The organism is Deinococcus marmoris DSM 12784, from assembly GCF_000701405.1.
In the GTDB taxonomy this organism is placed as follows: domain Bacteria; phylum Deinococcota; class Deinococci; order Deinococcales; family Deinococcaceae; genus Deinococcus; species Deinococcus marmoris.
Window position 1 is genome coordinate 48,533 of record NZ_JNIV01000009.1, and the last position, 18,197, is coordinate 66,729.

Below are 18,197 nucleotides of genomic sequence, written 5' to 3' on the forward strand. Positions count from 1 at the left end.
ACAAAGCGGCGCGGGCAGCACAGCAAATAGGCGGCACGGCAAAGCAGTCGGCACGGCAAAAAAGCGGACAGGCTGCCTTCACCCGTCCGCCTTAAAACAAACTGCTTACTTGATGTTGCCGCTGATTTCCTGCACGGCCTTGTCCAGAATCTGGCTGTAGTCCGGGTTGGGCTTCTGCACGCTCTGGGCAATCGCGGCGCTCCAGGGTGCCCACACTGCGCCCATCGCCGGGACGTTGGGCATGGGGGTGCCCGCGCTGATGGCCTTGCCGAAGCCCGCCACCACAGGATCACTCTTGAGCTTGGTGCGCGCGCTCAGGCTGACTGGAATGCGTCCGCCCGCCTTGTTAAACGCAAACTGCGCGTCGCTGGAGCTGATCTGCTTGGCAAAGCCTGCCGCCGCCACCTTGTTCTTGCTGTAGGCGTTGATCATGGTGCCCTGCACGCCCACGAAGGGACTCCACTTACCGCTCGCGCCGGGAGGCGTGGGGAAGGTGGTAATGCCGTAATCGATCCCGGCCTTCTTGATGTCGCCCATGTCCCAGGGTCCGGTCAGGTACATCGCCAGGCGTCCGTCGGTGAACGCGCCCTTGGCCACGTCGCCGGACACGCCTTCGGGAACCAGGTTGTATTTATAGCGCAGATCGTTCAGGAAGCCGCTGGCCTTGTCGGCTCCGGCGTTCGACAGACCGATGTCCTTGGTGTTCAGCGTGCCGCTCGTGTTCTTGAACACGTAGCCGCCGAAAGCGCTGATCACGCCGTAGTTCTGGTAGGCGTTGGACAGGTCCGTCAGGAAGCCGAACTTGCCGTTGCCGGTATTGGCCTGCGCCACTTTCAGGAAGTCGGCCCAGGTGGTGGGGGCCTTGGGCACCAGTTTCTTGTTGTACACCAGCGCCACAGCCTCAGCGAACATGGGAATGGCGAACAGCTTGCCCTGGTAGGTCATGGCGTTCAGGCCGGTCTTGTCGAAGTCGGTCTTGCTGGTGATGTACTTGTCCATCGGCTCAATGACGCCCGCCGCCGCGAGCTGACCCAGACGGTCCTGCGGCAGCGTGACGATCACGTCGGGACCCTGGCCCTTGGGAGCGCTCTGGATCAGCTTGTCGGGAATCTGGTCAAAAGGCACGCTGACGATGGTGGTCTTGTTGCCCTTCTTGTCGAAGGTGGCAGCCTGCTGCTTGAGCCAGTCGAGTTCCGCACCCCCGAAGTGGGTCCAGACGGTGATGTTGGCGGCGCTGGCTTGGCCCAGCAGGGCGAGGGACAGAATGGTCAGAGCTTTTTTCATATGTTCTCCTTGATCGTCGCGGCGTATGAACCGCTTCCAAATGTTCAGGATTGAGGTGAGGGCCGAACTGAGGGTCCGTCCAGAAACCGCTTCTGCCTCAGACCGAAGCGGAAGATAAGCACCGCAGCGGCGCGGCAGCGGGAAGAGGCTGAACTAGACATGAGGTTGACCCGGCAGACATTATACGTCATTTGACATGCTGACTGACCTACATTTGTTCTCCAGGGTTCGTTCATCAGCACGTCAGTTGAGGATGACTTTAAACCGAGTTCAACATTCGAGTTTATATACTTACCTACCGGTCAGTCGGGATATATACTCTGCGAATGAGCCAGCCAGCCTCTCCCCCACCCACTGCCAGCGGCAAGCCTGCGGGCAGCACCAAGATCATCCTCTTCTTCACCATCTTTATTGCCATGCTGGGCCTCAGTGTGCTGTTCCCGATTCTGGCCCCGCTGGGCCGCCAACTGGGCCTGAGCGAGACGCAGGTGGGCTGGTTTTCCACGGTTTATAGCCTGATGCAGTTCGTGTTCTCGCCCATCTGGGGTTCGCGCAGCGAGCGGGTGGGACGCAAGCCCGTGCTGATCATGGGCCTGATCGGCTTTTCCATCAGCTTTGGGCTGTTCGGCTACTTCGCGCATCTGGGCCTGCAAGGGGCGCTGGCGGGGGGCGTCCTGTTCGGGCTGCTGCTGGCCTCACGCGTGGTCGGCGGCATTCTGAGCAGCGCCACCCTGCCCACCGCGCAGGCCATGATGGCGGACCTGAGCAGCGAGAAAGACCGCGCCGCCAGCTTGGGCCTGATCGGTGCGGCCTTTGGGCTGGGCGTGGTGTTTGGCCCCGCACTGGGCGGCCTGCTGAGTACCTACGGCCTGACCACGCCGATCTACTTCTCCGCCGCACTGGGGCTGGTCACCGCCGCCGTGGCTTACCGGGTGCTGCCCGAAACGCGCCGCGCCGACTCGGTGCCGATGGGTCAGGGGGAACGCCGCGCCCTGCTGACACGCGGGGCCATTCCGTTGTTTCTGGCGATCAGCGCGCTGTCCACCCTGGCCAGCGTGGGCATGGAGCAGACCATCGGCTTTTACGTTGAAGACACCCTGAACCTGAGCAACAGCGACACGGCCCGCACGGTGGGCAGCATGCTGGCGGTCTTCGGCATCGTGGCCGCACTCGTGCAGGGCGGCGCAATCCGCCCGCTGAGCAGGTACGTCCAGCCCACGGTGCTGATCTGGGTGGGGCTGGCGGTCATGGCGCTGGGCATGTTCCTGCTGCCGCAGATGCGGACGTACTGGCCGATTACCGCCGCGCTGGCCGTGATCGGGATCGGCAGCGCGGTCCTGTCGCCCACCCTGAGCGCCGCGCTGAGCCTGAGCGTTCCCGCTAACCAGCAGGGCGCAGTGGCGGGCCTGAACAGCAGCGCGCTGGCGCTGGGCCGCATGACTGGCCCGCTGATCGGCACGGGCCTGTATCAAAGCGTCAGCCACGGCGCACCGTACCTGCTGAGCGGAACGGTGCTGGTGCTGGCCCTGCTGTGGATGCTGGCCGCGCGTCCGAAGGTGGCGATGAAGGCGAAAAGTGGGGCGGTATGAAACGGGTAGAAAATAGAACACCGAGGGGGAGGCCAGATGGACGGCCTCTCCCTTTTCTGGTGGAGGGATTGTTTAGCGCAGACACCACGCCGAAGGCAACGGATGTTCAGCAACAGACGTTCGTGCCGCCGGCTGTTAGCCTGGGCCTATGCGCGAGTTCCTGAACGACTGGTGGCGGCTTCTCAAATTGATCGTCGCCTCGCTGGTGATTCCGGTGGTCCTGTGGGGCCTGCTGGTGTGGACCGGCGTACTGAAGTAGATGGACCTGAAATAAGCAGGGGGACGCCTCAAGACAGTTCCGCTGATTGAGAGATGCGGCGGCAGCCACACGTTTTTCAGTGGCCCGAAAGACGGCCTACCCTCGCCGGGGCCGCAGCACAGATGGACCTCTGAACCACAGCAATGCACGACGCCCTTGCTCAGCAGCAGAACAGAAACGCGGATTTGCCGAATAACGAGAATCGTTCAGCAGGTCTCTGGACACCTCAAACCGGGATGCACCTTTCCGACTGCACACACTGACCACTGGAACTCAGATGGTGGAACCGCTCCCAGACGCCAGAAACCTGGGTGGGCGTGTTAGCGTCCTGGTATGACCTCCAAACGGCAGCCCAGCGAGAAAGCCAGCCCCAGCGCAGATCCCATTGAGACGGCTCCCACCGAACAGGCCACTCCTGCCGGGGCTTCCGCGCCGCAGTCCACGCCCGGCAAGGCCAGAACGGTCCAGAGCTTCGAGCATGCGCTGGTGCTGGAAACGGCCCGCGTGACCGAGGGCGCAGCGCTCGCGGCCAGCAAATTCATGGGCCTGGGCGACAAGAACGCGGTGGACGGCGCAGGCACCGAGGCCATGCGCGAACTGCTGAACTCGCTGGACATCCGGGGCACCGTGGTCATCGGCGAGGGCGAGATGGACGAGGCCCCCATGCTGTACATCGGTGAGCAGGTGGGCAGCGGCCAGTACGAGGTGGACATTGCCGTGGACCCGGTGGAGGGCACCGAAGTCACCGCCAAGGGCCTGCCCAACGGTCTGGCAGTCATTGCCCTATCTGAACGCGGCGGCCTGATGCACGCGCCGGACTGCTACATGGAAAAGCTGATCGTGCCGCCCCCCGCCGCAGGCCGCGTCAATCTGGACTGGCCGGTGGAGGCCAATCTGAACGTGCTGGCCCAGAGCCTTAACCGCGACGTGGACGATCTGATGATCACCATTCTGGACCGTGAACGCCACGCGGACCTGATCCGGCGGGTGCGGGCCACCGGGGCGCGCGTCAAGCTGATCGGTGACGGCGACGTGATCGCGGGCATCGCGGTGGGCGTGCGCGGCAGCGGCGTTCACGCGCTGATGGGTTCAGGGGGCGCGCCCGAGGGGGTGCTGAGCGCGGCGGCCTGTAAATGCCTGGGCGCAGAAATCCAGGGCCGTTTTATCGCCGAGGACGACGCCATGCGCGAGCGCTTCAAGACGATGGGCGTGGACGAGAAACGCATCTACAAGACCGCAGACCTCGCCCCCGGCTCCCAGATGGTCTTTTCCGCCACCGGCATCACTTACGGCGAGATTCTGGACGGGGTGCGGCGTTTTGCGGGCGGGGCGCGCACACACACGCTGGTCATGGGCTACGCCACCCGCGTGGTGCGCTTTATCGACAGCATCCACCTGGAAGACGACAAGGCCCGCGTGACCATCCGGGTTTGACGCCCATCGCACTGAAGAACCTCGGGAGGTCTGGCCGAACGGCTGAGCCTTTTCCACAGACTGGATATCCCATAGATGAGCTATCGCCACAGCTTGACCTCAAATAATTTTTAGGCTATCCTAAATATGTGACCAGACCTCCCAGTCGCTCACGACTCCGGCCTGTCCTTGGCGGGCAGCGTAGCCTCCACTGCGCTGCCCGGCGGGTCAATTCCTGTTTCAGTCCCTCTGTCCCTGCTACGCCAGTTGAATCAGGCGGGCGTGCTGCTGTTCCTGCGCCTCCACGATCAGGTCCGCCAGTGTGGTGCCGCCCAGCACCTCGCGCAGAGCGGCGTTCACCCGGAACCACAGCTCCTGCGTGCCGCAGACGTTCTGGCTGGCACAGGTGTGATCGTCCTCGACGCACTGCACCGGGGCGATGCTGCCCTCCAGGGTGGTGACCACCTCGTAGGCGTTGATCCCGGCAGCAGGGCGTGCGAGTTGGTAGCCGCCCCTGGCTCCACGCACACTCTGCACGAATCCGGCCCGGCGCAACCCCCCGACGATCTGCTCCAGGTAATGCAGGCTGATGCCCTGGCGCGTCGCCACTTCCTTCAAGGAGATGGGTTGCCCCGGCTGACGGCCAATCTCGATCAGGGCACGGAGGCCATACTGCGCCCGCGTTGATATCCACATAAAACTACCTCCCAACGTTTCCTGAATCAATCTTGACTTATTTGCTCAGGATAGTCCACTATGCGGCCATGCGAATTGCCACCATCCTGCTGGGCCTCGGCCTGCTGACGTCTGCCAGTGCCGCCGATCTGAGCGACGTCAAGACCTACCTGAATGGCAAACTGGACACCCAACTGGCCGGAACGCGGGCGCTGAGCGCGGCGGCGGACGGGTATTACGCGCTGGCAAAAGGCGCGGATTTCGATTACGCGGCACTGGCGAGAAACCCCCAGACCCGCGCCGCACTTCAAACGGCCCGCACCGGATGGACGAAGGCCAGCCCCGCCTACGAGGACATCGAGGGCATCGTGGCCGGGGTGGAAGCCCTGAGCGAGTTCGACGTGATTCTGGACGCCGGGACAAGTGCGGCGGACGGCGGCGAGGACGTGGTGCCGTTCGACCTCAAGCTGCCCAATGGCAAGACCCTGACGAAGCCCGGCAACCTCTTTGGCGTGAACGAGGGTACGATTTGGGGCACGGTCAAGGCGTACAGCAGTGGCGTGGCCTTCGACGTAGACGGTAACGGAAACATGGATTTCGGCGATCAACTCCCCGATGCCAATGTGCTGAAGGCCGCCGCCGCCGAGCTACACCGCCAGAGCGGGGAACTTCAGAAGGCGGCCAACGCTTGGAACCCCAGCCGCGAGGACGTGTTCGGGGCTTTGGTGGGCAATGTCCCCACGGTTGGCCCGGTCTTTTTTGAAGACTGGAAATCCAGCCCGTTCGTGATCGGCAGCAAAAGCACCCGCACGGATTTCGTGGTGATCTCGCGCATGTCGGACCTGTCAGGCAACGTCAGTTCGTGGCGGGCGATGTACCGGGGGCTGAGTCCTGACGTGAAAGCGAAAAATGCTGAACTGGACGGCCAGATTCAGTCCGGTCTGAATGAGCTGGCGCTGTATGTGAACAAGCTGGTGGCCCGTGAACAGACCCGCCGTTACACCCCCGAACAGGCCGAGCAGTTGCAGCGCGAAGCGCAGAACCGCGCCACCGCCATTACCGGGCGGATCACCCAGGCGGCGGCGCTGCTGGGCGTGCGGGTAGAGTGATGCCGGGCCTCAGAATCGCCGCGCTGCTGGCCCTATCCGCTGGATTTGCCGGAGCCACGGACCTCGCCACCCCCGCCGAGAAGATGCGTTCCTCGCTGGCCGAGGCGGGGCTGGAAGTCTCGTTTGACCGGGTTGAGGCAGCGAGGCTGGTAACTCAGGCCCAGAGCGCGTATGGGACTGTTGAGGGCGAGTGGAAGAAAGCCGATCCCGCCGCCGCCCGCGAAGTCAGCGCCGCTTTACAGAAAGCCGTCGCTGCCGCGAAAGAGGGGGACGAGATCGCCCTGAACCGTGCCGGGGCCACTGCCTGGACCGCACTTTTACGAGGCGCATACACCGGTCTTGAAAGCAGCGTCCAGACGGGCAACGCCGACAGCGCCCGCGACTGGCTGGCTGCCCGTGAATTCCGCGTCGCCAGCCCGCTGACCCGCCTGAATGCCGACGCCACCGGGGCGATTGAGGCTCTGGCTGCCGGAACCCTGAAGCCGGAGGCGGCCCTGAACGCCGTGCGCTCGGACGTGCTGGACGGATATCAGGCGCGAATGAACGACGCACTGCGTGAACTGGAAACCTCGCAGGCGCGGGGCTTTCGCACGCTGGCTGCTGGGCAGGCCGCGCTGGCGCAGGGGTATTTCCAGTTGCTTCGGCCTGCCTACGTGGCCCAGAACGGAGACGCCGCCGCTGCAAAACTGACACAGCAGTTCGCAACGCTTCCCACATCCCTCTCTGGTGTACAGGCCAGCCTCTCCGGTTTCCGCGCCGCCCCCCTGAGCGAACGTGAAACCCATACACGCGCCGCGCAGGTCACGCGCTTCCTGTCGCTGGTGCCGGTGGAATACGCGCGTGGCGTCAAGCTGGGCAGCGTCAAGTTGAATGGGGGCCGCGCCGTGGTCACGCAGGAGGTAGAGGTCAACGAGGCCCGCACCTTCCTGGGCGGGGCTGTTTCCGCGCTGGCCGATATCGCGCCGCTGCTGCCCGATCAGGACGCAGCCCGCAGTTTGAGCGCCGACTTCGCCGCGCTGAATACCAGCCTTTCCGCGCAGGCTATGAAGGCGCAGCCAAAACCTCCAAGCGAAGTGGAAACGGCGGTCAGCACATTGCTGGGCAGCGTCAAATCCGCCTTCCCCGCCGACTGGCAGAAGGCCGACGCAGGCGCAGATCTGGATGTGGTTCGCACCCAACTGGACGCCGTGGTGGCCGCTGCCGGGGCAGGCGAATGGGCCGCCGCCGAAACCGCCCGTCTCGACGCCTACGCCCTGCTGGAAAGCGGCACCGAGGCGCGAATTGCCGTCTTCAACCCAGAATTGAAAGCGCATCTGGAAAACCTGATGTGGAACGGCACGGCCCCGGCAGGACTGGCCGCACTCATCAGGAAGCAGGATCCGGCGGGCGAGTTCAAATCCACCCGCGCCGAACTTCAGTCCACCCTGGGGGAGATTGCCAGGATTCTGGGCACTGAGGTTGCCCCCGCCGCCGTCGCCACCAATGCTGGAATCATCGTGTTCCGCGAGGGGCTGGAAGCGGTGCTGATCCTGGCGGCGCTGATGGGCAGCCTGCGCCGCGACCCGGTACGCCACCTGCGCCGCCCGATGTGGCTGGGCGCGGCGGCAGCCTTCGGGGCCACCGCCGTGACATGGTTTGTTATGCAGGGCGCGCTGTCTTTGCTGGGGCGCTACGGCGAGAAGCTGGAAGCGGTGGTCAGTCTGGTTGCCATTGGCGTGCTGCTGCTGATCATGAACTGGTTTTTTCATCAGGTGTACTGGACGGACCGCATGGCCTCATTCCAGAAGCACAAGCATGAGTTGACCCATTCCTCTTCCGGGGCGGGTGGCGGCGTTCTCCGCGCCCAGTGGTGGGGGCTGGCCGTGCTGGGCTTCACCAGCATCTACCGCGAGGGTTTCGAGACCACCCTGTTTCTGCAATCGCTGGTGCTTCAGTCGGGCGCAGCTTCGGTGCTGAGCGGTACGGCAGTGGGGCTGGCGCTGGTGATCGGTGTGGGCGTGGCCGTCTTTAAGTGGCAGGCCAAGCTGCCCATGAAAAAACTGCTGATCTGGACCGGGGTGCTGATCGCAGCGGTGCTGGCGGTCATGGTGGGCAACACGGTCCATACCATGCAACTGGTGGGCTGGCTGCCCGTGCATCCGCTGCCCCTTGAGCTGCCCGCCAACCTGGGCCTGTGGCTGGGTCTGCACGCCACCTGGGAAGGTGTGTTGCTCCAAATCGGCTCGGTGGCCGCTGTGATCGGTTCCTTCTTCGCCGCCGAGGCCCTGAAAACGCGCGAACTGCGCCAGCGGCAGCGCGGAGCCGCCGTTCACAGCTAGGCGCAGGCTTTTTCCAGAAAAGTCCAGGAGAAATCGATCTTCCTGGCTTTTTCTGTTCTTGATCGGACTGTCATCAAAGAAGAGTGCCATGACGCTAAAGCCGCCCGCCAACGCCTTTTTCCGCTTCCCTGTCATATCCGACTAAACCACTCTGTTTGATCTCTCTGCTCTGTTTACATGACGCAGCAGCATACTGAAGAAATGCGGTCTGTCTCTTAAAGTATGGGCATGAATGAAAACACCTCCGCCAGCACCACCGTCAGCCGTTGCGACGCCACCTCCTGCCGCTTCAACAGCGATCAGAACTGCACCGCCGGGCAGATCGAGATCAGCATGAGCGCAGGCTCGGCCCAGTGCCTGACGTTCAGCCCCAGCGCCGATGCCCAGGGCAAGCAGCCCAGCGCCCAGCAGTAAACCAACGTACTGACCCAGCAGAGGCTCCCCGTGGGAGCTTCTGCTTTTGCCTGTCCATCCCTTTTCACCCACGTCCATCTGTGCTTTAATCCTGACCAGAGGACTCGGAATTATGCCCAGACTTACTCCATTTCCCGCCCCCACCGCCCTTCCCGATCTGCACGGCACGGCCACACTGGCCGCCGCCGAGGCGGTGTTGGCGCAGTTGTCGGGCCGCGCCCCGCTGCGGATCGACTCGGTTTCGGTGACGGATGGCCCGCTGGTGCGCTACGCCCTGGCCCCTGACCTGGACGCCATGCGCGCCAACCGGGCACTCATGGAGGACGTGGTGATCGCCGCGCTGGCCGCACCTGTAGCCGCCAGGATGCTGGATCTCCGGCAAATCGCCGGGGGCCGCGACGCCCGCGCCCTGCTGGACGCCGCTCTGACCGAACCGGAGGAGCGCGAGGTGCTGGACGCTTATCTGCTGGTCCTGACCGTCCGGACCCGCGCCCTGCTGCGCCGCGCCTGGGCCGAGATCGGTGTGGTGGCCGCGGGCCTGCGCGAACACGGCACGCTGGACGCACAGGATGTCCGGCACCGCATGGCCTGCGCCCAGGGCATCCGGGGCACGCTGTTGAACTGAAGTGAAAACAGAAGAAGACGTTGCACCTTGACCCGGCTGCAACGCCTTCTTGCTGTTCTTGCTGAAATCAATCAGGCGTTATAGGTGCTGCTGGACGTGCTGCCGCCGCGCCCGGTCCAGTTGGTGTGGAAGAACTCGCCGCGCGGTTTGTCCACCCGCTCATAGGTGTGCGCGCCAAAATAGTCGCGCTGGGCCTGCAAGATGTTGGCGCTGAGGCGAGGGTTACGGTAGCCGTCGTAGTACGCCAGGGCGCTGGAAAAGGCCGGAGTCCAGACCCCACGCAACGCCGCCGCCGCCACCACCTGCCGCCACGCGGTCTGGGAAGTGCTGATGGCCTCGGTGAAGTAGGGGTTGAGGAGCAGATTGGGCAGTTCGCTACTGCCGTCGAAGGCCGCCTTGATCTTGTCCAGAAACGCCGCGCGGATGATGCAGCCGCCGCGCCACATCTGGGCGATGCTGCCAAAATCCAGCTTCCAGCCGTACTCCGCCGCCGCCAGTTCCATCATCTGAAAGCCCTGGGCATACGAGCAGATCTTGGAGGCGTACAGCGCCTGACGCACCTGTTCCACGAAGGCAGCCTGACCGGGTTTCTCGCCCGCGTCCTCGGGGCCGCGCAGCACTTTGCTGGCCGCCACACGCTGGTCTTTCAGGGAGCTGAGAATGCGGGCAAACACCGCTTCGGCAATGGTGTTGGCGGGCGCGCCCACATCCAGCGCCGTCACGGAGGTCCACTTGCCCGTGCCCTTCTGGCCTGCGGTGTCCAGAATCACGTCCACCATCGGCTGCCCGGTGTCGCCACACGTCTTCTTCAGGATTTCGGCGGTAATTTCGATCAGGTAGCTGTCCAGCTCTCCCCTGTTCCAATCCTCGAAGATCGCGCCGATCTCGGGGGCAGACAGGCCCAGCACGCCGCTCAAGAGGCTATACGCCTCGGCGATCATCTGCATATCGGCGTATTCGATGCCGTTGTGGACCATCTTGACGAAGTGGCCCGCGCCGCCGTCCCCCACCCAGTCGCAGCACGGCTGACCATTCACCTGCGCGGCAATGCCCTGGAAAATAGGCTTCAGGGCGGGCCAGGCCGCAGAACTGCCTCCCGGCATGATGCTGGGGCCGGTCAGCGCCCCTTCCTCTCCGCCGGACACGCCCGCACCGACAAACAGAATGCCCTGTTCGGCCAGCGCCTTTTCACGCCGCACCGTGTCGGGAAAATGGGTGTTGCCGCCGTCGATGATGATGTCGCCCCTGTCCAGCAGCGGAGAGAGCATGTCGATAAAGGCGTCCACGGCTGGCCCGGCCTTGACCATCAGCATAATCTTGCGCGGGGGTTTCAGCAGGCTGACGAAGGTGGGCAGATCGTCCGCGCCCAGGATGCTCAGTCCCCTGGCGCGCCCGGCCACGAAGTCGTCCACCTTGCTGGTGGTGCGGTTGAAGGCCGCCACCGTGTACCCCCTGGACGCCATGTTCAGGATCAGGTTCTCGCCCATCACGGCCAGCCCGATCACGCCGATGTCGGCGGCGGCCTCGGTCACGGGCGACACGATCAGTTGCTGCGTCGCTCCCGTCGCCACGGCCTCCGAGCGCACGGTTTCGGCCTGGGTCTCTGCGGCAGTGGCGGTCAATTTGGCGGTCTCGGCTTCGGTCATGAAAACTCCTTCGGGATGGGGTGAGGGTGAGGACGGGTTCGGAAGTCAGCATAGACACAAAAGGAGAAAGGAGGCAGGGCCGCCATAGCCCGCCTCCCTTCTTTTCTTTGGGCTGTGCGCCTAGCCGTCCAGCGAGGCCAGTCCGCTTTCAGGCTTCTTGCCGCCCTGGCCCTCGCCCCTGGTGGGCATCTTGAGGTTGGGCATGGGCAGCACGGCCAGCAGCGCCAGCAGCGCGATAAAGATGCTGATCAGGTAGATGCGGCTGATGGTGTTGGCAAACCCGACCTTGACCGCCCGGCTGGACAGGTCGTAGACCTTGCGGGCATCTGAGAGCGCGGTGGCCTGACTGCTGTCCAGTTGCGACTTGATGCGGGCCAGCACTCCGGCGCGGCCCTGCTCGGTCTGGAGGGCGGCGGGGGGAATATTGCCCAGCCCACTACGCAGACCCTCGGGCAGGGACTGGTCCCCGATCAGCGCACTCAGGTTGCCGCTCTGGACTGCCGTTTCCACGCTGCCGAAACTTTTGGCAAAGCCCGCCGTGATCCCGGCCTGAATGCTGTCGAAGGTGGGGGCCGCCTGCTGCGGCGAACCTTCACCGGCCCCAGCGCTGCTGGACTTCTCGGCGCGCACGGCCTGGGCCTCAAGCTGGGCGGCAATGGCGGGCGGCTGACCCGCCTCGGCGGCGCGGAGTTGCGTGGGCAACTGGCTGGCCAGCGAACTGGTCAACACCGCGCCGAAGATGGCGGTGCCGATGGTGCTGCCCATCTGCTGAAAGAACTGCCCGGCACTGGTGGCCACGCCGATTTCCCAGCGCTGCACCGCGTTCTGGATGGCCAGGTTAAACAGCGGCAGCGCGGGGCCGATGCCCAGGCCCAGCACGATCATGTACACGATGACGGTGCCGTAAGCGGTGTCGGCGCTCAGGGTGGACAGCAGGAAGAAGCCGCCCATCATGAACACCAGACCAATCATGATCAGCGGCTTGTAGTACCCCAGGCGCGAGGCGAGCTGCCCGCTCATCACTGCGCCGAAGATCAGGCCCATCGTCAGGGGAATGGTGGCGGTGCCTGCTGCCGTGGCACTGACGCCCTGCACGTTGACCAGATACAGGCTCAGGAACAGGATTGCGCCCAGGAAGGCCGCGCCGATAAAGAAGCGGGCCAGCACACCCCAGGCAAAGGTGGGATTCTTGAACAGACTCAGGGGCAGGATGGGGCTTTCGTGACGCGATTCCACGAACAGGAAGGCGATCAGCGAGGCAATGGCCCCCGCGAACAGCGCCAGCACCGTGGGGTGCGTCCAGCCGTACTGGGCTTCCGCGCCAAAAGTCAGCGCCAGCAGCAGCGGCACCGAGAACGTGATCACCAGAATTGCACCCAGGTAGTCGATCTTGGGTTTCAGACCACTGGCAAGGCGCGGCATCTTGGCGAAGATGAACGCCATGGCGATCAGGCCGATGGGCAGGTTGACGTAAAAGACCCAGCGCCATGACACGTTGTCGGTCAGGAAGCCGCCCAGGAGCGGCCCGATCACGCTTGAAATTCCGAACACTGCGCCGAACAGACCCTGGTACTTGCCGCGTTCGGCGGGGGCAAAGATGTCGGCCACGATGGCGAACGCCACCGAGGTCAATGCCGCCGCGCCGAAGCCCTGCAACCCCCGGAAAATCACGAGCTGCATCATGCCGCCGCCGCCAAAGTTGCCGAACCACGGCTCCCCGGCCATGCCGCACAGCGCCGAGCCGATCAGAAAAACCACGATGCCGAACAGCAAAATGGGCTTGCGTCCGTAGATGTCCGAGAGTTTGCCGTAGATGGGCACCATCGCCGTGCTGGCCAGCAGGTAGGCGGTGGTCACCCAGGCATACAGGTTCAGGCCGTTGAGTTCTTCCACGATACGCGGCAGGGAGGTGGCCACGATGGTCTGGTCCAGCGCCGCCAGAAACAGGCCCAGCAGTGTGCCGATCAGGATCAGAATTTTGGTCCCGTGTGGCAGAACTTCGGCGTAATTGATGCGGTCTTCGGGGCGGGGGCCGCCTGCGGGGGGTACAGCTTGGGTCATAGTGGTTCCTTGGGAAGAGGGGAAGGTGGGACGGGGGGGCGAATCTCGTGGAGCAGGGCGTTGATGGCGGCCTCGGCGCGCCCCAGCGTTTCAGGCTGCGCGCGCTGGAACAGTTCGCTGTACGCGCCGATCATGGTCTTTTCCTTGACGCTCAGAAATTGCTGGCCCTTCTCGCTCAGGGCCAGCAGCTTCTCGCGGCGGTCCTGTGGGTTCTCGCGCCGTTCCATCAGGTTGCGGCGCACCAGTTCCTGAATCAGTTGGCTGGTGGCGGGCAGGCTGACCCCCAGGTGTTCGGCCAGCGCCGTCACGCTGATCGGGGCGAAGGCGCGGACTTTATACAGCGCCGTCATCTGCGTGAAGCTCACGTCCTCGCCCTGCAAGTCGCTTTGCAGACTGCCCATCATGCGGTCCGAAACCAGCCGGTGAAGCTGGCGCATACAGGCGGTCAGGCGCTCGGCAGGACCGGAGATATCGTCTGGGGAGGCGTTGGGGGGCTGGGGAGGGTCGAGGCAGCTCAAGGATTCACCATCATGCTTAAGAGGATGAAACCATTTTGAAAATGCAATTGTTGCTTCGCCCACATGATGAACGGGGGTGAGCTAAGCAGTCTGGCTTAGCTGGTGGAAACATCCCTACGAGGTCTGCGCCACCCTCCTCCCGATCAGTGCGCGAGAAAGTGACCAACCCCGCTCCTGCTGGCGCGTCTGCCGAGGCCAAAGCTGACACCGGCGTAGCAGGGACGCTCAAAGGCACACGGGAGGGAACGATGAACACTGTCTGAACAGGCGCATCTGCTCAATCGACTTAATGTTGAACTATTTTGGAAATTGCAGTAAGCTCACAGCATGACTACCCCAGGCGGAACAGAATCCAAAGCGGTCAAGCTGGCCATCATCTATTACTCCACCTACGGCACCAACCATGCAATGGCGAACGAGGCCGCCGGGGCTGCCCGCGCCGCCGGAGCCGAGGTCCGCGTGCTGAAGGTTCAGGAAACCGCCCCGCAATCGGTCATCGACACCCAGGACGCCTGGAAGGCCCAGCAGGAGCGCAGCGCCGACGTGGCAGTCGCCTCCCCCGACGATCTGGAGTGGGCCAACGCCATCCTGATCAGCTCGCCCACCCGCTTCGGCGGGGCGGCCAGCCAGATCCGCGCCTTTATCGACACGCTGGGCGGGTTGTGGGGAACGGGCAAGCTGGCCGACAAGACCTTCAGCGCCATGACCAGCGCCCAGAACCCCAACGGCGGCCAGGAAACCACTTTGCAGACGCTGTACATCACGGCCATGCACTGGGGCGCGATTCTGGTGCCGCCCGGCTACACCGATCCGGTGATCTTCGCCTCCGGCGGCAACCCCTACGGCGCAAGTGTATCGGCCACAGGCGAGGGCCTGAACAACGCCGACAAGGCCAGCATCCGCCATCAGGCGCGGCGGCAGGTAGAGGTCACGGCGAAGCTGCAATAGCGCCAGACCACAGGCAAATTACGGTTTGCGGAGACTTGAACTCCTGCCAGCGCGGTTTAGACCCGAAGCTGGCAGGAGTTCAATGCTGCACCGATAACCACAGGCAGAAGCGCTAGCCTGACCGCCATGCAACCCGGTTTTCCACGCGGAATGGGGCGGTGGGCGGGGTGAGAAAGCGGGGTTTCTCGTCCCAGTTGCAAGCCGCCCATCTGGCCCTGACATTTCTGACCACCCTGCCGCTGCCGCACATCAAAGAAGTGCGGGACGGCGACTTTGCGCGGGCCAGCGCGTATTACCCGCTGGCGGGCTACGCGGTGGGCGGGCTGGTCTCGCTGCTGCTGTGGCTGGGGCAGCCCCTGCCCGGCGGCGTGGTGGCCGCGCTGGCGGTGGGCGCGTGGCTGGCGATCACCGGGATGCTGCACTTCGACGGTCTGGTGGACAGCGCTGACGCCCTGTTCGCAGTCAAAACTCCGGCCCAGCGCCTGGAAATTCTGCGTGACCTGCATGTGGGGGCCTTCGGGCTGGCGACTGGCGTGCTGGCCCTGCTGACGCTGTGGAGCCTGCTGGCTGCGCCAATTCCGTGGTACGCGCCATTGGTTGCCGCCGTCTCCGCACGCACTTTGCTACTGCTGCCCATGAACCTGTATCCGGCGGCCCGCGCCGAATCCCTGGGCGCACGCTCGCGCGAGGGGCGCTGGGGCGTGGCGCTGCTGCTGGCCGCGCCCACACTGCTGTTTCCGGGAGCGTGGATCGCGTGGCTGGCGGCGCTGGCGGCCTGCCTGGGGGTGGCGTCCTTCAGCGCGCGGCGGCTGGGCGGCGGCCTCAGCGGGGACATCTACGGCATGATCGTGGTCACGGCGGAACTGGCCGCGCTGTGTGCGTTTGCCTGGGGCCGAGGGTGACCCTCACGCTGTCTCTGGTTCGCCACGCTGCCACTGCGCCGAACGCCCAGCGCCGCTACCCACACGCAAACGAGGACGCGCCGCTCTCGCCGGAAGGCCGTGCGGTGGCTGCCGGGTTGAGGTTGCCGCTGCACGCTACCCCACACACTTCCCCAACCCTGAGAACCAGACAGACGGCAGAACTGGCCGGATTTCCCCATTGCATCGCCGCCCCCGCACTTGCCGAGGCGGCGTTTGGCGTGATGGCCGGACAGACTTGGGCCGAACTGGAGGCGCAGTTTGGCGAGGAACCGCGCGGCTGGATAGACGCGCTGGGTGATCCTGAAAGTGAGGCTGGCCCGCCAGGAGGCGAAACGGGCCGCACCTTTCACGCCCGCGTTCAGAACTGGCTGACCCAACTCCCGCAAGACGGTGACGTGATCGCCTTCACCCACGCTGGGCCACTGCTGGCCGCGCTGCGCCTGTGCGTGGGCCTACGCGCCGCCGAGATCGCGCCGGGTGGTGTGGCCGTTCTCAAACGGGCGGAAGGGCACTGGTGGCTGCGGGAATTGCGGCAGGCACGGGGCAACTGAAGACAAGGCAACCCCGCCTCCCCACCGTTCCGCTCTGCTAACCTGCGCGCACCTGGGGAAGGGGAAGTCCGGTGAGATTCCGGCGCTGTCGCGCAACGGTATGCCACTCTGTCAAAACAACAGAGCTGTGGTGAAGCCCGAATGCCTCTCAGGGACGCTGACTCTACTGAATTTATTCTTTAAGTCAGCACCTCTCGCCGTCAGAGGGCCGCATTCTGAGTGCCGAATTTCCCGTGGCCTGCCCACGCGCGCTTCCGCTCTGGCCCCCGGCTGGAGCGGGCTTTTTCTTTGCTGCGTCGCCCGCTTCCGCTGCCGCCCACACGCAAGCCGGAGTTTCACATGCGCCAATTCTCTGTTCAATCTGTTTTTGCCCTGTCCACCCTTGCCCTGCTGTCCACTGCCGCCGCCACCTCTTACCCCCTGACCGTGACCGACGATCTGGGGCGCAAGGTCACGCTGAACAGCGAGCCGAAGCGGATCATCGCCATGCTGCCCAGCCACACCGAAACGTTGATCGCCATCGGCGCGGGGGGCAAGCTGGTGGCGATTGACGTGTATAGCAATTACCCGAAGGCCATCACCGACAAACTGCCAAAGGTGGGGAGCGGTTTCCAGCCCGATCTGGAAGCGATTGTGGCCCTCAAGCCGGATCTGGTGCTGGGCGACGAGTCCTCCGGCTCACGCCTGACCGAGAAGCTGGCAGCGGCAGGTCTGACCGTGTACGGCGGCACCGCCCAGACCTACAACGAGGTCTTTGAAAAGATCGCCGTGCTGGGCAAGCTGACCAACCATGAAACCGGGGCGCTGAACCTGATCACGAAGATGCGAACCGAGCTGAATACCCTTCAGGCCAGCGTAGCAAAGCTGCCCAGAGTCAGCACCTACTACGAGATTGATCCCACGCCGTACAGTGTCGGCCCCAACTCGTTTATCGGTGCGCTGATCAGTCGGGCAGGCGGGCAGACCATCGTGCCTGCCGCGCTGGGCGACTTTCCCAAGCTGGACCCCGAACTGATCGTGAAGGCCAATCCGCAGGTGATGGTGGGACTGCCGCTGGCGGAGGCGGCCAAACGCCCCGGCTGGTCCAACCTGAAGGCGGTGCAGAGCGGCAAGATTTTTAACCCCACCTCTGAGGAAGGTGACGCCATCTCGCGCCCCGGCCCGCGCCTGCCCGCCGCCCTGCGCGCCCTGATCAAGTACATCCACCCTGAGGCCCTGAAGTGACCGACATGGACGGGGCCACCGCCGCCCGCCGCGAGACCGCCATGCGCGAGTTGCAGGCAGACCGCGACAACTACAAGAAAGCCGAGGGGATTACCAAGGGGCGGCGCGGCCTGCTGATCGTCAACACCGGCAACGGCAAGGGCAAGACCACCGCCGCACTGGGCCTGATGATGCGGGCGCATGGGCGCGGCCTGACCACACGCATGTTCCAGTTTCTGAAACACGAGAACGCCAAATTCGGCGAACACCGCACGATGGACGCGCTGGGCCTGCCCTACGAGGGCCTGGGCGACGGCTTTACATGGCGTTCGCGCGATCTGGACAATTCGGCAGAGATGGCCGCGCACGGCTGGGCACTGGCGCGGGCCGCGATTGAGGCAGGGGAACACGATCTGATCGTGCTGGACGAGTTTACCTATCCCCTCAAATTCGGCTGGGTGCCCTGGCCGGAGGTGGAGGCCGTGCTGAAAACCCGCGATCCGAAGATGCACATCGTCATCACCGGACGCGACGCCCTGCCCGAACTGGTGGAACTGGCCGACACCGTGAGCGAGATCAATCCGGTGAAGCACGCTTACGCGGCAGGGATCGGGGCGCAGACCGGGATTGAGTATTGAGGCACGGGTCATTCACCATTCGG

16 protein-coding genes are annotated in these 18,197 nt (G+C 64.3%); 11 read left to right on the forward strand and 5 right to left on the reverse strand.

The genetic code is table 11. From position 1 onward, the window contains the following. Positions 1-105: 105 nt before the first annotated feature. Positions 106-1,284, reverse strand: a complete 1,179-nt coding sequence (locus tag Q319_RS0103345; protein ID WP_029480540.1) for a sugar ABC transporter substrate-binding protein — start codon at positions 1,282-1,284, stop codon at positions 106-108. 326 nt (positions 1,285-1,610) lie between these two features. On the opposite strand from Q319_RS0103345, the gene Q319_RS0103350 reads away from it, so the two are divergent. Both Q319_RS0103350 and glpX read left to right on the forward strand, forming a co-directional pair. Then, on the forward strand, positions 1,611-2,873 hold the full coding sequence (locus Q319_RS0103350) for an MFS transporter (RefSeq protein ID WP_029480541.1): 1,263 nt from the start codon (positions 1,611-1,613) through the stop codon (positions 2,871-2,873). Positions 2,874-3,465: 592 nt separating this feature from the next. Then, the gene (gene glpX / locus Q319_RS0103360; protein WP_245618934.1) at positions 3,466-4,566 is read left to right on the forward strand and encodes a class II fructose-bisphosphatase; all 1,101 of its coding nucleotides are present in this window, start codon (positions 3,466-3,468) and stop codon (positions 4,564-4,566) included. A 237-nt stretch (positions 4,567-4,803) separates the two neighbouring features. On the opposite strand, the gene Q319_RS0103365 is transcribed toward glpX, so the two are convergent. Next, positions 4,804-5,241, reverse strand: a complete 438-nt coding sequence (locus Q319_RS0103365) for an RrF2 family transcriptional regulator (RefSeq protein ID WP_029480543.1) — start codon at positions 5,239-5,241, stop codon at positions 4,804-4,806. A gap of 68 nt (positions 5,242-5,309) precedes the next feature. Between Q319_RS0103365 and Q319_RS0103370 the strand changes: the two genes are divergently transcribed. The 4 genes from Q319_RS0103370 (at position 5,310) to Q319_RS0103385 (ending at position 9,686) form a co-directional block, all read left to right on the forward strand. Continuing rightward, positions 5,310-6,329 (forward strand): imelysin family protein, encoded by a 1,020-nt coding sequence (locus Q319_RS0103370; RefSeq protein ID WP_029480544.1) that lies wholly within the window; start codon positions 5,310-5,312, stop codon positions 6,327-6,329. Then, entirely contained in the window at positions 6,329-8,647 is a 2,319-nt protein-coding gene (locus Q319_RS0103375) for an FTR1 family iron permease (protein ID WP_029480546.1), read from the forward strand. Before Q319_RS0103370 ends, Q319_RS0103375 begins: the two co-directional genes overlap by 1 nt. 228 nt (positions 8,648-8,875) lie before the next feature. Further along, complete coding sequence (locus Q319_RS0103380; protein WP_029480547.1) at positions 8,876-9,061, forward strand: DUF1540 domain-containing protein; 186 nt, start codon at positions 8,876-8,878, stop codon at positions 9,059-9,061. Positions 9,062-9,173: 112 nt separating this feature from the next. Continuing rightward, complete coding sequence (locus tag Q319_RS0103385; protein WP_029480548.1) at positions 9,174-9,686, forward strand: hypothetical protein; 513 nt, start codon at positions 9,174-9,176, stop codon at positions 9,684-9,686. Between the two features lie 71 nt (positions 9,687-9,757). Here Q319_RS0103385 and gnd read toward each other — a convergent pair whose 3' ends face one another. The 3 genes from gnd to Q319_RS0103400 all read right to left on the reverse strand — a co-directional run bounded on the left by gnd (position 9,758) and on the right by Q319_RS0103400 (position 13,911). Further along, on the reverse strand, positions 9,758-11,332 hold the full coding sequence (gene gnd / locus Q319_RS0103390) for a decarboxylating NADP(+)-dependent phosphogluconate dehydrogenase (protein ID WP_081845867.1): 1,575 nt from the start codon (positions 11,330-11,332) through the stop codon (positions 9,758-9,760). 120 nt (positions 11,333-11,452) lie between these two features. Next, positions 11,453-13,393: an MDR family MFS transporter gene (locus Q319_RS0103395; RefSeq protein ID WP_029480550.1), complete on the reverse strand. Its 1,941-nt coding sequence runs from the start codon at positions 13,391-13,393 to the stop codon at positions 11,453-11,455. Further along, a complete protein-coding gene (locus Q319_RS0103400) occupies positions 13,390-13,911 on the reverse strand; it encodes a MarR family winged helix-turn-helix transcriptional regulator (RefSeq protein WP_029480551.1) in 522 nt (173 codons plus the stop codon). Before Q319_RS0103400 ends, Q319_RS0103395 begins: the two co-directional genes overlap by 4 nt. A gap of 327 nt (positions 13,912-14,238) precedes the next feature. Between Q319_RS0103400 and wrbA the strand changes: the two genes are divergently transcribed. The 5 genes from wrbA to cobO all read left to right on the forward strand — a co-directional run bounded on the left by wrbA (position 14,239) and on the right by cobO (position 18,174). Further along, complete coding sequence (gene wrbA, locus Q319_RS0103405) at positions 14,239-14,859, forward strand: NAD(P)H:quinone oxidoreductase (RefSeq protein ID WP_029480552.1); 621 nt, start codon at positions 14,239-14,241, stop codon at positions 14,857-14,859. A gap of 167 nt (positions 14,860-15,026) precedes the next feature. Continuing rightward, positions 15,027-15,761, forward strand: a complete 735-nt coding sequence (locus Q319_RS0103410) for an adenosylcobinamide-GDP ribazoletransferase (RefSeq protein ID WP_029480554.1) — start codon at positions 15,027-15,029, stop codon at positions 15,759-15,761. Next, positions 15,758-16,333: a histidine phosphatase family protein gene (locus Q319_RS0103415; RefSeq protein WP_029480556.1), complete on the forward strand. Its 576-nt coding sequence runs from the start codon at positions 15,758-15,760 to the stop codon at positions 16,331-16,333. The genes Q319_RS0103410 and Q319_RS0103415 overlap by 4 nt, the downstream gene beginning before the upstream one ends. A 339-nt stretch (positions 16,334-16,672) precedes the next feature. Continuing rightward, positions 16,673-17,557, forward strand: coding sequence for an ABC transporter substrate-binding protein (locus tag Q319_RS0103420; RefSeq protein ID WP_029480558.1), 885 nt, complete (start codon positions 16,673-16,675; stop codon positions 17,555-17,557). A gap of 5 nt (positions 17,558-17,562) precedes the next feature. Continuing rightward, a complete protein-coding gene (gene cobO / locus Q319_RS0103425; RefSeq protein ID WP_029480559.1) occupies positions 17,563-18,174 on the forward strand; it encodes a cob(I)yrinic acid a,c-diamide adenosyltransferase in 612 nt (203 codons plus the stop codon). Positions 18,175-18,197 lie beyond the last annotated feature (23 nt).

Coding starts and splice junctions, on each gene's coding strand:
- Q319_RS0103345 (WP_029480540.1), bottom strand. CDS start 1,284: ATGAAAAAAGCTCTGACCATTCTGTCCCTCGCCCTGCTGGGCCAAGCC.
- Q319_RS0103350 (WP_029480541.1), top strand. CDS start 1,611: ATGAGCCAGCCAGCCTCTCCCCCACCCACTGCCAGCGGCAAGCCTGCG.
- glpX (WP_245618934.1), top strand. CDS start 3,466: ATGACCTCCAAACGGCAGCCCAGCGAGAAAGCCAGCCCCAGCGCAGAT.
- Q319_RS0103365 (WP_029480543.1), bottom strand. CDS start 5,241: ATGTGGATATCAACGCGGGCGCAGTATGGCCTCCGTGCCCTGATCGAG.
- Q319_RS0103370 (WP_029480544.1), top strand. CDS start 5,310: ATGCGAATTGCCACCATCCTGCTGGGCCTCGGCCTGCTGACGTCTGCC.
- Q319_RS0103375 (WP_029480546.1), top strand. CDS start 6,329: ATGCCGGGCCTCAGAATCGCCGCGCTGCTGGCCCTATCCGCTGGATTT.
- Q319_RS0103380 (WP_029480547.1), top strand. CDS start 8,876: ATGAATGAAAACACCTCCGCCAGCACCACCGTCAGCCGTTGCGACGCC.
- Q319_RS0103385 (WP_029480548.1), top strand. CDS start 9,174: ATGCCCAGACTTACTCCATTTCCCGCCCCCACCGCCCTTCCCGATCTG.
- gnd (WP_081845867.1), bottom strand. CDS start 11,332: ATGACCGAAGCCGAGACCGCCAAATTGACCGCCACTGCCGCAGAGACC.
- Q319_RS0103395 (WP_029480550.1), bottom strand. CDS start 13,393: ATGACCCAAGCTGTACCCCCCGCAGGCGGCCCCCGCCCCGAAGACCGC.
- wrbA (WP_029480552.1), top strand. CDS start 14,239: ATGACTACCCCAGGCGGAACAGAATCCAAAGCGGTCAAGCTGGCCATC.
- Q319_RS0103420 (WP_029480558.1), top strand. CDS start 16,673: ATGCGCCAATTCTCTGTTCAATCTGTTTTTGCCCTGTCCACCCTTGCC.
- cobO (WP_029480559.1), top strand. CDS start 17,563: ATGGACGGGGCCACCGCCGCCCGCCGCGAGACCGCCATGCGCGAGTTG.